Here is a 13,426-nt window from a genome sequence, read left to right as displayed (position 1 = left end):
GCCCGCCTCAACGCCACGCCCAGCGCACTTTCGGGAGTCCCCAGCCGCGCTGCATCCCGGCCGCCGCCAGCAGGATGGCGGCCACGCCGAGCCACTGCACCAGGCCCAGGCGATGGCCGAACACGACCCAGTCGACCAGGATCGCCGAGACCGGGTAGATGAAGGAGAGCGCGCCGGTCAGCGTGGTCGGCAGCTTCTGGATGGCTCCGTAGAGCAGGATGTACATCAGCCCGGTGTGGATGATGCCCAGTGTCGCCAGGCTGGCCCAGGCCGATGGCTGTTGCGGCAGCGTGCTCAGGTTGGTCCAAGGCGCCAGCAGGAGTACGCCGGTGCACACCTGGATCAGCGCGATCAGGTGCGGCGGCACGCCCTGCAGGCGCTTGATGATCAGGGCCGCCAGCGCATAGAGGAAGGCCGCGCCCAGGGCCAGGAGGATGCCGCCCAGGTAGTCGCTGCCCTGCCCCGCGCCGCCATGGGCGCTGACGATGGCGAGCATGCCAACGAAGGACAGCGCCAGCCAGCCGAGTTTGCGCGCGCTGAGTTTCTCGCCGAGGAACAACGCCGCCAGCAGCACCAGCATGAAGGGCTGGGTGTTGTACACGGCGGTGCCGATGGAAATGGACGCGCGCGAATAGGAAGCGAACAGCAGCACCCAGTTGCCGACGATGGCCACGCCGCTGAGCAGCGCCAGGCCGAAGCTCGCCAGGCTCAGCACGCCCGGGCGCAGCAGCCCGAGCAGCGCGCAGGCGGCGAGCAGGGTGACGGCGCCGAACACGCAGCGCCAGAACACTACGTCCAGCACCGGTTGCCCGGAGATCAGCACCAGCCAGCCGATGGTGCCGCAGATCAGCATTGCCGCGGTCATCTCCAGCGTGCCGCGTTGAATCGACTTGTCCATGGGAAGGTCTCCAGCAGGATGTGCCTACAGGATGCCAAGGCGCGCGACAGCCTTCTATCGCATTACATAGGCGTATCTGCAGACTCACCTTTACTATCAAGGCAACTCACGCACTTCACCTTACGAGCGCACCATGACCGACGAAATCGACCAACTGCTGATCGCCGCCCTGATGGATGACTCGCGCCTGTCGCTCAAGGCCCTGGCGCAGGTCAGCGGCCTCTCCGCCCCCAGCGTCGGCGAGCGCCTGCGCAAGCTGGAGGAGCGCGGGGTGATCCGCGGGTACACCCTGGAAATCGACCCGAAGGCCTTCGGCTATCTGCTCCAGGCCATCGTCCGCGTGCGCCCGCTGCCGGGCCGGCTGCATGAAGTGGAGCGGCTGATCCAGTCGATCCCCGAGTTCACCGAGTGCGACAAGATCACCGGCGACGACTGCTTCGTCGCCCGTCTCTGCGTGCGCGACATGGAGCAGCTCGACGCCCTGCTCGACCGCCTCAACGGCCAGGCCGAGACCAACACCGCCATCGTCAAGAAAACCCCGGTCAAGCGCCGCCTGCCACCGATGACCTGAAGCGCCGCGACAGGATCGGGCAAGAATCCGGCAGCATCGAGCGCCGTCCTTTTCGGCCGCTGCAACCATACTGGACGACGTTCGCCGCCCCCGGCGGAGCGGCGCCTTCCACTGCCCATCCCGAGGATCGCTCCATGCGCTATAGAAAGTTCGGCAACACCGGCCTGTTCGTCTCGGAACTGTGCCTGGGCACCATGACCTTCGGCGGCGAAGGCCAGCTCTGGAGCCAGATCGGCAAGCTGCAGCAGGCCGAGGCCGAGCAGTTGATCTCTACCGCCCTGGCGGCCGGCATCAACTTCATCGACACCGCCGACGTCTACTCCGAAGGCCGCTCCGAGCAGATCACCGGCCAGGCCCTGAAGAACCTCGGCGTGGCCCGCGAGGACGTGGTGGTCGCCACCAAGGTGTTCGGCGAAACCGGCACCCGCGGCGCCAACTCCCGCGGCCTGTCGCGCTACCACATCGCAGGTGGGGTACAGGCCAGCCTGGAGCGTCTGCAACTCGACCACATCGACCTCTACCAGGTGCACGGCTTCGACCCGGCGACGCCAATCGAGGAAACCCTGCGCGCCCTCGACGACCTGGTGCGCCAGGGCCTGGTGCGCTACGTCGGTGTTTCCAACTGGGCGGCATGGCAGATCATGAAGGCATTGGGCACTGCCGAGCGCCTGGGCCTGGCTCGCTTCGAATCGCTGCAGGCCTACTACAGCCTCGCCGGGCGCGACCTGGAGCGCGAGCTGGTGCCGCTGCTGCGCAGCGAGAAGGTCGGCCTGATGGTCTGGAGCCCCCTGGCCGGCGGGCTGCTCAGCGGCAAGTACGGACGCGGCCTGGACGCCGGGGCCGACAGCCGGCGCAGCCAGTTCGACTTCCCGCCGGTGAATCGCGAGCGCGCCTATGACTGCATCGACGCCATGCGTGGCATCGCCGAGGCCAAGGGCGTGACGGTGGCGCAAGTCGCCCTCGCCTGGCTGTTGCACCAGGAGGTAGTGACCAGCGTGATCATCGGCGCCAAGCGCCTGGAGCAACTGCAGGACAACCTTGCTGCCACCCAGGTGCAACTGAGCGCCGAGGAGCTGGCCACACTAGATGCAGTCAGCGCGCTGCCGGCCGAATACCCCGGCTGGATGCTCGAACGCCAGGGCGAGTACCGGCGCGGCCAGCTGCGCGGTTGAGCCGAAGCCGGACGCGCCTGACCCTTACTGGAAGGCCGCGTCGAGCAGCGCCGGCAGGACCACCCCGGCCGGCCCTTCCAGGCTGAACTCGCGCGGCCCGTGCACGCTCACCGGCTGTGGATTGACGTGGGCAACCACGGCGCCGCTTTCGGCAGCCAGTTGCGGGACCATCGCCGCTGGCTGGACCACGCCGGAGGTGCCGATGGACAGCAGGCAGTCGCAGTCCTGCGCTGCTTCGAAGGCTGTCTGCAGTGCCGATTCCGGCAGCATTTCACCGAACCAGACCACGCCCGGCCGCACGCGCTCCCCGCAGTGCAGGCAACGCGGCGGCTCCAGGCGGCGACCTTCTTCGGGCTCGCCCGGAGCACTCGACAAAGTGCCGTGGGGCATGCTGCAGGCCACACAGCGCGGCTGGTGCAGGCTGCCGTGGAGATGGATGACTTCAGTGCTGCCGGCGCGCTCGTGGAGGTCGTCGACGTTCTGTGTCACCAGCGTCAGGCGCGGCACGCAGGTCTCCAGTTCGGCGATGGCGTGGTGCGCGAGGTTGGGCTGCGCCGCCAGCACCTTCATGCGCCGCCATTCATACCAGCCCCAGACCAGCGCCGGGTCCTCTGCGAAGGCTTCGGGGGTAGCCAGCTGCGCTGGATCGAAGCGCTCCCAGAGCCCGCTCAGGGCGTCGCGGAAGGTAGGGATGCCGCTTTCGGCGGAAACGCCGGCTCCGGTAAACACCACCAGGTGGCGAGTCGTACGCAGGGCATCGAGAAGAACGTGGGGGAAGGTCGCGGACATGCCTGGCACCTTGGCTGAGGAATGAGCCCGGCATTATTCGCGGCGCGCACCGGGTGGGGCAATGCGGCTTGCGCCTACGGAGATGTCAGACCCATCCGGCGAGTCGCAGCAGCCACCAGGCGAGGATCACCAGTTGTGCCAGGAAGCCGGCGAAACGCAGCCAGACGAACAGCGGCGAAGTGCTGATCAGGTGCATCAGCGACTGGAAGATTCGCGCGCCCAACAGCAGCGGCGCCAGCGGATCGGTGATCTGGGTCTGCCCGGTAACCATCGCGTAGAGCAGCGCGGCTGCGAACAGCGGCACATTCTCCACGCAGTTGGCATGGGCGCGCGCCAGGCGCTGGCCAAGGCCAGGTGTATTGCTGCCGTCGGCAGCGAAGGCATTGACCGCCATGCGCCCGGACATAACCAGCAGGCCGCGCAGATTGACCAGCAGGAAGACCAGCAGCAGGGTCCAGGCGACCAGGCCGAGCAAGGCGACTGCGCTTGCGCTGAGAGACATGGGGAAACTCCTTTTGTTGTTTTGATGGAGGAGAAGCCCCGTGACTGTAGAGAATTTAGAGCATTTGCTCTAGCCGTACTTTCGCCGAACCGTCAGCCCTTCCCCGCCCGCGCCAGGCAGCGCTGGTAACGCTCGTCCACGCGCTGGGCGAACCAGGCGGTGGTCAGGTTGCGGGTGATCTTCGGGCTGTGCAGCGTGATGCCTGGCAGGATCGCCCGTGGCAGCGGCTTGCCTTCGGCCTTCTCCGCCAAGGCGAAGACCTTCGCATACAGCCGCGACTCGCTGAACTCGGGGCGTTCGCCCTGCTCCAGCGCGCGACGAATCTCGCTGTCGCTCATGTCCAGGCGCTTGCCCAGGCTGCGCGCAGCCAGTTCGGTGGCGCCAGCGGCGCTGCTGTCGTAGCGGATCAGGTCGCCGTCCAGGGTCAGCGCAATGCCGCTGGCGAGGCTCACCGCACGTTGGAAGGCCGCGTTACGACTGGCGTACCAGCCGGCGTTGTAGTCGGCGAAGCGGTACAGCGGTTGCGGGTAGTCCACCGGATAGCCGAGCAGGTGGGCGGTGCCGAAGTAGAGCCCGCCGCGCCGGCTGAAGACCTCCTGGCGGATGCTGCCCTTGAGCGGATAGGGATAGCCCGCGGCGTGTTCCTCGGCGAAGGCCACGCTCACCTGCATGGGCCCGCCGGTATGCACCGGGTTGAAGCGGCCGAACAGCTGCTGACCAAGCGGCACCATGCCGATGAAATCGTCGAAGATCGCGCTCAGCTCGCGTTCGCTGCGCGCCTTGTCCAGGCGCTGGCTGTAGCTGCGTCCGTCCGGCGACTTCAGCGCCAGCGCGGCATCGAGCATGAAGTTCGGAACGTGCACAGCCGACGCGCGGCGCTGCATTTCACTTCGGGCGATGCCGCCAAGGTTGGGGACCTGCGGGTCGGCCTGCAGGTTGGACTCCTGCTCGGCCACCGCGATCACCGAGCAGAGGTTCTGCGTGCTCGGCTTGATCTTCTGGGCGGCGAAAGCCACCTGGATATCGGTCGCCCAGCCCTGCCGGTCCTTGACCGTGGCCGGCAGCAGGCGCACGAGGCTGGCGCGGACTTCGGCGGGCGTCGGCTCGGCGGCCTGGCGCGTCGATTGCGAGCTGCAGCCTGCCAGCACGAGCAGCACGGCGCCCAGGGCCAGGGTGTCGCGCAGCAAGCGATTGGCGCTTGGCAAGCCAGGCGAAACGAGGACAGGGGACATCGGCGGCGGACTCCTTCTAGATACGGCCCGGGCATCCTAAGCGTTAGCCGGACACAGGTCGAATCGCCACCTGCAGCCGGCGCGGCTACGCTCCTGTTCACGGCGCCAGTCGGTCAAGCAGAGCTTGCCGATTCGCGAAAAATTACGCAGAGTGTAAAAAGATTACGAAAACAACAGCACCCGCAACGACGGATGCGCAGCCTGCGAGCCAAGGTCCATGGATCTCTACACCTACTACCGCTCCACCTCCTCCTACCGGGTGCGCATCGCCCTGGCGCTGAAGGGGCTGGACGCCCGGCACCTGCCGGTGAACCTGCTGCAGGGCGAGCACCGCCAGGACGCCTACCGCGCCATCAACCCGCAAGGCCGCGTGCCGGCGCTGCGCGTCGACGGCGAGTTGCTGATCCAGTCGCCGGCGATCATCGAATACCTGGAAGAACGCTTCCCCGAGCCCGCCCTGCTGCCGCGCGATCCGCTGCAGCGCGCGCACCAGCGTGCCGTGGCCGCGCTGATCGGCTGCGATATCCATCCGCTGCACAACGTCGCCGTGCTCAACCGCCTGCGCGGCCTGGGCATCGACGAAACAGGCGTCAACCAGTGGATCGCCCATTGGATCGGCGAGGGCCTCGCCGCCGTGGAAGCGCTGATCGGCGACGATGGGTTCTGTTTCGGCCAACCCGGCCTGGCCGACGTCTACCTGCTCCCGCAGCTGTACGCCGCCCGCCGCTTCAATGTGGACCTCGCGGCATTCCCGCGCATACTTCGGGTAGAGCGTCTGGCGCTGGAGCATCCGGCGTTCCGCCAGGCCCACCCCGACGCCCAGGCCGACAAGCCGGCCTGAGGAGCGCACCATGCAAAGCCTCGGATTCAAAGTCACCATCGGCGATTTCCTCGCCCGCAGCGTACGCGGCGTACCCTGCTCGCCACCGCGCCAGCCACGTTGCTGAGACACCCCACGACTTTACGAATCCCGGACGCGCGAGCGCGCGTCCACCGCGAGGAACACAACATGGCAGACCTTTTTGAAAACCCAATGGGCCTGATGGGCTTCGAGTTCATCGAATTCGCATCCCCCGTCCCCGGCGTGCTGGAACCGATCTTCGCCAGCCTCGGCTTCACCAAGGTAGCTACCCACCGCTCGAAGGACGTGCACCTGTATCGCCAGGGCGAGATCAACCTGATCCTCAACAACGAGCCGAAGAGCCTGGCCGCGTACTTCGCCGCCGAACACGGCCCCTCGGTGTGCGGCATGGCCTTCCGCGTGAAGAATGCGCACCAGGCCTACGCCCGCGCCCTGGAGCTGGGCGCGCAGCCGGTGGACATCCCCACCGGCCCGATGGAACTGCGCCTGCCGGCGATCAAGGGCATCGGCGGCGCGCCGCTGTACCTGATCGACCGCTTCGGCGAAGGCTCGTCGATCTACGACATCGACTTCGAGTTCATCGAGGGTGTCGACCGCCATCCGAAGGGGGCCGGGCTGAAGATCATCGACCACCTGACCCACAACGTGTACCGCGGGCGCATGGCCTACTGGGCGGACTTCTACGAGAAGCTCTTCAACTTCCGCGAGATCCGCTACTTCGACATCAAGGGCGAGTACACCGGCCTGACCTCCAAGGCCATGACCGCGCCGGACGGCATGATCCGCATCCCGCTGAACGAGGAGTCCTCCAAGGGCGCCGGGCAGATCGAGGAGTTCCTCATGCAGTTCAACGGCGAGGGCATCCAGCACGTGGCCTTCCTCACCGACGACCTGCTCAAGACCTGGGACGCGCTGAAAGGCATGGGCACGCGCTTCATGACCGCGCCGCCGCAAACCTACTACGAGATGCTCGAAGAACGCCTGCCCAACCACGGCGAACCGGTGGAAGAGCTGCGCAGCCGCGGCATCCTCCTCGACGGCACCTCCGAGGGCGGCAGCCGTCGCCTGCTGCTGCAGATTTTCTCGGAAACCCTGATGGGCCCGGTGTTCTTCGAGTTCATCCAGCGCAAGGGCGACGACGGTTTCGGCGAGGGCAACTTCAAGGCGCTGTTCGAGTCGATCGAGCGCGACCAGATCCGCCGCGGCGTTCTCGAAACCAAGTAACGCCGGGCCGGCCTGCCGGCCGGTTCGCGGATGCGATCCGCTCCTACGGGGAAACACACCACCTGTAGGAGCGGCCCATGGCCGCGATTCGCGCGCATGGCGCGCTCCTACAAGGCACCGCAGTTTTACGCCGGTCGGGTCCCGGCCATGCGCGCGGTAATGGCTGCAGCAGCCTCCTTGAGCAGTTCCGCCGCGCGGCCCTGGGTCTCGGCGCGGAAGGCGCTGGCCGCGCCCACGACCGTCACCACGCCTGCGAGCTGTTCGCCCACGGCGAATACCGGCGCCGACAGCGCGTTCACGCCCGGCATCAGCAGGCCATGCACATGGTGCAGGCCGGTCGCGCGGATTTCTGCCGTCTGCTTATGCAGTTCGTCGTCATCGAGAGCGCCGGGCATGCCCGCCTCCTCCGCACGCAACGGCGTGGTTTCGCCGTCGGGCAGGTAGGCGTTGAACACCAGGCCGGTGGACGAACCGAGCAGCGGCAGCACCGAGCCCACGCGGGTGACGAGGGTCACGGCGCGCAGCGGCTGTTCGACCTGGACCACGGTCGGGCCCTTGTTGCCCCACACGGCGAGGAAGCAGGTTTCGTTGAGCTCGTCGCGCAGCGCGCTCAGATGCGGCGTGGCGGCGCGCACCACATCGAGGCGGCCGATGGCGGCGAGACCGACGAACAGCGCCTCCGGGCCGAGCGCGTAGTGGTTGGTGGCCGCGTCCTGCTCGGCGAAGCCGCTGGCGATCAGCGCCTGCAGGTAGCGGTGAACCTTGGCCGCGGGCATGCCGACGTGCTCGGCCAGGCGCGACAGCGAGGTCGCCGGGGCCAGGTCGGCGAGGCCCTTGAGGATGTCCGTGCCGACTTCGGCGGCCTGAACTTTCTGGCGTTTCGGCGCGTCGCCGGTGTCCCTGGAGATGGCCATGCAATCACTCGGTAGGCAATGGAGGCGCTGTTATAGCTTGACCCCTTTCCCGGTTCAAATTACGTTATTCGTAATTCGATTACAAAAACAACGAGGTCGCCATGCCCGTCGAATCCCTCACCTACCTGCCCGGCTTCAACAACCAGTTCAGCAGCGAGGCCATTCCCGGCGCCCTGCCCCACGGGCAGAACTCGCCGCAGCGGGTGCCTTTCGGCCTCTATGCCGAGCAACTCTCCGGCACCGCCTTCACCGTGCCGCGCAGCGAGGCCCGGCGCACCTGGCTGTACCGCATCCGCCCGTCCGCCGCGCACCCGCGTTTCGAGCGCCTGGCGCGGCAGATCCCCGGCCGCGAGATCGGCCCGGTGAACCCCAACCGCCTGCGCTGGAACCCGCATGAAGTGCCGGCCGAGCCCACCGACTTCCTCGACGGACTGCTGACCCTCGCCGCCACCGCCGATGCCGAGCAGGCCAGCGGCGTGAGCGTGCACCTGTACCGTGCCAACCGCTCGATGGACCGGGTGTTCTTCGACGCCGACGGCGAGCTGCTGATCGTCCCGCAACAAGGCCGCCTGCGCCTGGCCACCGAACTCGGGCTGCTCGACATCGAGCCCCTGGAAATCGCGGTGATCCCGCGCGGCATGAAGTTCCGCGTCGAACTGCTCGACGCCACGGCCAGCGGCTACATCTGCGAGAACCACGGCGCCGCGCTGCGCATCCCCGACCTCGGCCCGATCGGCAGCAACGGCCTGGCCAACCCGCGCGACTTCCTCGCCCCGGTGGCGCACTACGAAGACATCGACGCCCCCGTGCAGCTGGTGCAGAAGTTCCTCGGCGAGCTCTGGGCCTGCGAACTGGACCACTCGCCGCTGGACGTAGTGGCCTGGCACGGCAACCACGTGCCCTACAAGTACGACCTGCGCCTGTTCAACACGATCGGCACGGTCAGCTACGACCACCCGGACCCGTCGATCTTCACCGTGCTGACCTCGCCCAGCGACACCCACGGCATGGCCAACGTCGACTTCGTGATCTTCCCGCCGCGCTGGATGGTGGCCGAGAAGACCTTCCGTCCGCCGTGGTTCCACCGCAACCTGATGAACGAATTCATGGGCCTGCTGCTCGGTGCCTACGATGCCAAGGCCGACGGCTTCGCCCCGGGCGGCGCCTCGCTGCACAATTGCATGAGCGCCCACGGCCCGGACAACGCCAGCACCGTGCAGGCCATCGCCGTCGAGCTCGCGCCGCACAAGATCGAAAACACCATGGCCTTCATGTTCGAGACCGGCCGCGTGCTCCGCCCGAGCCGCTACGCTCTCGAGAGCCCGCAGCTGCAGCGCGACTACGACGCCTGCTGGAGCGGCATGGCCAAGACCTTCCAGAGGAACTGATCGACATGACCCAGGCAGACACCCGCAAGAGCTGGATCGCCTCCGCCAACGGCCACCCCGACTTCCCCCTGCAGAACCTGCCCCTGGGCGTGTTCAGCACGGCCGGCGGCACGCCGCGCGGCGGCGTGGCCATCGGCGAGCACATCTTCGACCTCAAGGTGGCAGCCGATGCCGGCCTGTTCATCGGCGAAGCCAAGCACGCCGCCGTAGCCGCCAGCGGCGCCAGCCTCAATGCCTTCTTCGCCCTCGGCGCCGGCCCCCGCCGCGCCTTGCGCGAACAGCTGCAGGCGATGCTCGCCGAAGGCAGCGAGCACCAGATCGCGCTGGAAGCGATGGGCGATTCGCTGCTGCCGCTGCAGATCGACTGCCAGCTGCAGCTGCCGGCGCAGGTGGGCGACTACACCGACTTCTACGTCGGCATCCACCACGCCAACAACGTCGGCCGTCTGTTCCGCCCGGACAACCCGTTGCTGCCCAACTACAAGCACGTGCCCATCGGCTATCACGGCCGGGCATCCACCGTGGTCGCCTCCGGCTGCGAAGTGCGCCGCCCCAATGGCCAGACCCTGGCGCCGGGCGCCGAAGCACCGAGCTTCGGCCCGAGCAAGCGCCTGGACTACGAACTGGAGCTGGGCATCTGGATCGGTCAGGGCAACGCCATGGGCGACGCCATCGCCATCGGCGCGGCCGAGCAGCACGTGGCCGGCTACTGCCTGCTCAACGACTGGTCGGCGCGCGATGTGCAGGCCTGGGAATACCAGCCGCTGGGCCCCTTCCTGGCGAAGAACTTCGCCACCAGCGTATCGCCCTGGGTGGTCACCGCCGAAGCCCTCGCACCCTTCCGCAAGGCCCAGCCGGCACGCCCGGAAGGCGACCCCCAGCCGCTGCCCTACCTGATGGACGCCAACGACCAGGCCCACGGCGCCTTCGACATCCAGCTGGAAGTGCTGCTGCTGACCCCGGCCATGCGCAAGCACGGCAGCGCGCCCGTGCGCCTGGCGCTGAGCAACACGCAGAACATGTACTGGACGGTGGCGCAGATGGTCGCGCACCACAGCGTCGGCGGCTGCAAGCTGCAACCGGGCGACCTGTTCGGCTCCGGCACCCTCTCCGGCCCGCAACCGGATGCGTTCGGCAGCCTGCTGGAGAGCACCTTCGGCGGCAAGCAGCCGATCGAGCTGCCCGGCGGCGAACAGCGCACCTTCCTGCAGGACGGCGACGAAGTGATCTTCCGCGCCTGGTGCGAGCGCGAAGGTTATCCGCGCATCGGCTTCGGCGAATGCCGTGGAGTCATCCTGCCGGCGCGTTGAAGCTCTGCCCGGCATTGCTTTTCGTAGGAGCGAGCTTGCTCGCGAACAGCCCCGCTGCGGAGTCGGTTCGCGAGCAAGCTCGCTCCTACAAGAGCATTTCTACCCCGCCGGGGACAGCGTCCCCAAAAGCGAAACCGCCGCCACCGCGGCCACCCCGCACGCCCACTCCAGCAACACGCTGCGCCGCAGCGCCAGCAGGTGGCGTTCACGGAAGGCCAGCGCCACGCGGTTGAGCAGCGCCAGGGCAAGCATGCCCGCCACCAGCAGCAGCTTGAAGGCCAGCACTCGGCCGAAGGTCGAGGTGCGCGGGTCCGGCCATTGCCCGACCAGCGCCCAGACGTTGACCAGCCCGCTCGCCGCTACGCCCGCCACCAGCAGATAACCGACACCGCTGAAGCGTCGCAGTGCCTCGGCATGGGTCGAGTCCGGCGCGCGATACAGCAGTGCCGCGAGCAACAGCAAGCCGCCGAGCCAGGCGCCGGCGCAGAGCAGGTGCAATCCCTGGTTGAACATCAGGCCGATGCCGGCCCAACCATCGAGCATGGCGCCGTGGCCGACCGGGGCAAGGCTCGCCAGCAGCGCGCCGCCAAGCAGCGGACGCAGTGGGTTGTCCGCCGACAGCGGCAGGCACAGCGCGACGAGCAGCGCGGCGTTGGCCGCCAGGTGCCAGGTCCACACCTGGCCGAAGAAGGTTTCCCGCAGCACCAGGCCAAGCGTCGACGGATCGAGCATGGCGGACCAGCCGCCCGCCATGCTCGCTGCCACCAGGCCCAGCCAGGCCAGCCCGCTGAACAGCGCCAGCAAGGCAGCAGGGCGTTGCCAGCCGAGCAGGTGTCCGTCCAACGCCGCCAGAACGGCGGGCTCCTGGCGACGCAGCACGGCGCGGAACAGCGAGACGCCGAACAGCGTCAGGCAGAGCGACAGGTGCAGGAAGCGACAGAAGACCAGGGCGTCATCCATGGCGGCTGCACCCCGTCATGACAGCGCGAATCAAGGTGCGACCTTGAAGCCGTAATGGCCCTCGCTCTTGTGCGTGTCCACGGACACCGCGTGCCACTCCACCGAGTAGCTGCCGGCCGGCAGCGGCTGGTCGAAGGTCACCACCAGCACCTTGGCGTTGCCCGCCTCGGTGGCGATGCCGGCGACCTTTACCGGCTGGCCGTCGGCGCCCTTGACCAAGACCTTGGTGAACTTCGCCTCGACACCTTCGGAGAAGGTCAGGCGCAGCTCCTTGGGCGCGCTGGCGGTGCTGTCGGCCGCCGGGACTTCCGTCTTCAGGTGGGCATGGGCGAACACTGCCGGAGCATTCAGCACGGCGAGCAGGCTGAGGGTGGCGAGCAGGGAGGATTTGCGCATGACGGGGCCTCGGCAGGAAAAAGTCGGCCGCGAGCTTACCAGCCCAGGTGCGCTCCGGGCATTCGTAGGATGGCGTTGAGCGAAGCGAAACCCATGCGGACCGAAGGTGGGCGCTCTGCAGTTCCCCCCCGTCACAGCATGGGGCTCGCAGGCTCCCCCCATCCTACGTTCCCCTCCGTCATCCCCGCGAACGCGGGGACCCAGCCCTTCAGCCCTGCAGGCGTTGAACGTCACCCGGATCGATGGAAGCGCCGGCGCCCAGCTCCTCGCGCTGCTTCGCCAGCCGCGCGCCTTCCTGGGCGGTCAGGGCGAAGAGTTTCTCCGCGTCGGCCTGGCGCAGTTGCAGCGCCAGCTTCTCCATGCCTTCGGCGACCACGATGTCGTGCTGCCGCGCGGCGAGGCCGGCGAGGATGGTCTGCGCGGCGACCGCCGGGTCGATGCCGTTGTCGATGTTGGTGTCGGAGCGGCCGCGCTGCGAGCCGTTGCCCTCCAGCGAGTTCTGCGCAATGGCGGTGCGCACCGAGCCCGGCAGGATCACGCTGACGCCGATGCCGTAGGCCGCCTCCACTTCCGCGCGCAGCGCCTCGAAGTAACCGACCACCGCGTGCTTGGCGCCGCAGTAGCCGGTGCGTAGCGGCGCGCCGACCTTGCCGGCCACCGAGCTGACCACCGCGAGCTGGCCACCGCCCTGCTCCACCAGGCGCGGCAGTAGCGCCTGGGTCAGGGCCACGGGCGCGAGGTAATCGACTTCCATCAGCTGGCGATAGACCGCGAGATCGGTGTCCAGCGCCAGGCTGCGCTGGCTCACGCCGGCGTTGTTCACCAGCAGGTCGATGCGCCCGCGCCAGGCCCAGGCCTGCTCGACCAGCGCCGGCAGGCGCGCATAGTCGGTGCTCTCGAAGGGCAGCACGAAAGTGCGCTGCGGGGCACGCTCGGCGAGGGCCTGCAGGGCCTCGACGCGACGACCGGAGAGGATCACCTCGGCCCCCTGTTCCAGCAGCGCCAGTGCCAACGCCTCGCCGATACCCGACGAAGCCCCGGTGATCCAGACAACCTTGGCGGCATGACTCATCTTGTTGTTCTCCTAGGCCGGGCGGGCACACGGGCGGCCCGCGGTGTCACGCAGGCTAGGCCGGCATGCCGCGCGAAACTGCCTGAAACCCGACAATTGCGTCGCCCTTGCGCCGCTCGGGCGAGGCGGTCAAAGT

General features: G+C 68.0%; 14 protein-coding genes. 6 read left to right on the top strand and 8 right to left on the bottom strand.

Annotated features, from left to right (window positions below; all coding sequences use genetic code 11):
* Positions 1-7 precede the first annotated feature (7 nt).
* A complete protein-coding gene (locus ACA097_RS19295; protein WP_043254446.1) occupies positions 8-898 on the bottom strand; it encodes a DMT family transporter in 891 nt (296 codons plus the stop codon).
* A gap of 133 nt (positions 899-1,031) precedes the next feature.
* Between ACA097_RS19295 and ACA097_RS19290 the strand changes: the two genes are divergently transcribed.
* Together ACA097_RS19290 and ACA097_RS19285 are read left to right on the top strand one after the other, a co-directional pair.
* Positions 1,032-1,469, top strand: a complete 438-nt coding sequence (locus ACA097_RS19290) for an Lrp/AsnC family transcriptional regulator (protein WP_043254447.1) — start codon at positions 1,032-1,034, stop codon at positions 1,467-1,469.
* A 134-nt stretch (positions 1,470-1,603) separates the two neighbouring features.
* Positions 1,604-2,641: an aldo/keto reductase gene (locus tag ACA097_RS19285; protein ID WP_043254453.1), complete on the top strand. Its 1,038-nt coding sequence runs from the start codon at positions 1,604-1,606 to the stop codon at positions 2,639-2,641.
* 24 nt (positions 2,642-2,665) lie between these two features.
* Here the strand turns inward: ACA097_RS19285 and ACA097_RS19280 are convergent, their stop codons facing one another.
* The 3 genes from ACA097_RS19280 to ACA097_RS19270 all read right to left on the bottom strand — a co-directional run bounded on the left by ACA097_RS19280 (position 2,666) and on the right by ACA097_RS19270 (position 5,164).
* Positions 2,666-3,430 carry an NAD-dependent deacylase gene (locus ACA097_RS19280; protein WP_371365292.1) on the bottom strand — a complete coding sequence of 255 codons (765 nt, stop codon included), beginning with the start codon at positions 3,428-3,430 and terminating at the stop codon, positions 2,666-2,668.
* An 85-nt stretch (positions 3,431-3,515) separates the two neighbouring features.
* Positions 3,516-3,932: an MAPEG family protein gene (locus tag ACA097_RS19275; protein WP_160288113.1), complete on the bottom strand. Its 417-nt coding sequence runs from the start codon at positions 3,930-3,932 to the stop codon at positions 3,516-3,518.
* A gap of 92 nt (positions 3,933-4,024) precedes the next feature.
* The gene (locus tag ACA097_RS19270) at positions 4,025-5,164 is read right to left on the bottom strand and encodes a DUF1615 domain-containing protein (RefSeq protein ID WP_371365289.1); all 1,140 of its coding nucleotides are present in this window, start codon (positions 5,162-5,164) and stop codon (positions 4,025-4,027) included.
* A 217-nt stretch (positions 5,165-5,381) separates the two neighbouring features.
* Between ACA097_RS19270 and maiA the strand changes: the two genes are divergently transcribed.
* Both maiA and hppD read left to right on the top strand, forming a co-directional pair.
* Entirely contained in the window at positions 5,382-6,005 is a 624-nt protein-coding gene (gene maiA, locus ACA097_RS19265) for a maleylacetoacetate isomerase (protein ID WP_371365287.1), read from the top strand.
* Between the two features lie 168 nt (positions 6,006-6,173).
* Positions 6,174-7,250 (top strand): 4-hydroxyphenylpyruvate dioxygenase, encoded by a 1,077-nt coding sequence (gene hppD, locus ACA097_RS19260; RefSeq protein ID WP_371365285.1) that lies wholly within the window; start codon positions 6,174-6,176, stop codon positions 7,248-7,250.
* A 125-nt stretch (positions 7,251-7,375) separates the two neighbouring features.
* Here the strand turns inward: hppD and ACA097_RS19255 are convergent, their stop codons facing one another.
* Positions 7,376-8,164 carry an IclR family transcriptional regulator gene (locus tag ACA097_RS19255; RefSeq protein ID WP_371365283.1) on the bottom strand — a complete coding sequence of 263 codons (789 nt, stop codon included), beginning with the start codon at positions 8,162-8,164 and terminating at the stop codon, positions 7,376-7,378.
* Positions 8,165-8,265: 101 nt separating this feature from the next.
* Between ACA097_RS19255 and hmgA the strand changes: the two genes are divergently transcribed.
* Positions 8,266-9,552, top strand: a complete 1,287-nt coding sequence (hmgA, locus tag ACA097_RS19250; RefSeq protein ID WP_160288118.1) for a homogentisate 1,2-dioxygenase — start codon at positions 8,266-8,268, stop codon at positions 9,550-9,552.
* A gap of 5 nt (positions 9,553-9,557) precedes the next feature.
* The gene (gene fahA, locus ACA097_RS19245; RefSeq protein WP_371365281.1) at positions 9,558-10,862 is read left to right on the top strand and encodes a fumarylacetoacetase; all 1,305 of its coding nucleotides are present in this window, start codon (positions 9,558-9,560) and stop codon (positions 10,860-10,862) included.
* Between the two features lie 99 nt (positions 10,863-10,961).
* Here the strand turns inward: fahA and copD are convergent, their stop codons facing one another.
* The 3 genes from copD to ACA097_RS19230 all read right to left on the bottom strand — a co-directional run bounded on the left by copD (position 10,962) and on the right by ACA097_RS19230 (position 13,290).
* Positions 10,962-11,822 carry a copper homeostasis membrane protein CopD gene (gene copD, locus ACA097_RS19240; RefSeq protein ID WP_371365279.1) on the bottom strand — a complete coding sequence of 287 codons (861 nt, stop codon included), beginning with the start codon at positions 11,820-11,822 and terminating at the stop codon, positions 10,962-10,964.
* Positions 11,823-11,852: 30 nt separating this feature from the next.
* Positions 11,853-12,218: a copper homeostasis periplasmic binding protein CopC gene (copC, locus tag ACA097_RS19235; RefSeq protein WP_371365277.1), complete on the bottom strand. Its 366-nt coding sequence runs from the start codon at positions 12,216-12,218 to the stop codon at positions 11,853-11,855.
* 208 nt (positions 12,219-12,426) lie between these two features.
* Positions 12,427-13,290 carry an SDR family NAD(P)-dependent oxidoreductase gene (locus tag ACA097_RS19230; RefSeq protein ID WP_043254472.1) on the bottom strand — a complete coding sequence of 288 codons (864 nt, stop codon included), beginning with the start codon at positions 13,288-13,290 and terminating at the stop codon, positions 12,427-12,429.
* Positions 13,291-13,426: the final 136 nt, after the last annotated feature.

Source organism: Pseudomonas sp. QL9, from assembly GCF_041409665.1.
GTDB classification, from domain to species: Bacteria; Pseudomonadota; Gammaproteobacteria; order Pseudomonadales; family Pseudomonadaceae; genus Pseudomonas; species Pseudomonas knackmussii.
The sequence above is the reverse complement of the archived record's forward strand: the minus strand, read 5'-3'. Positions and strand labels throughout refer to the sequence as shown.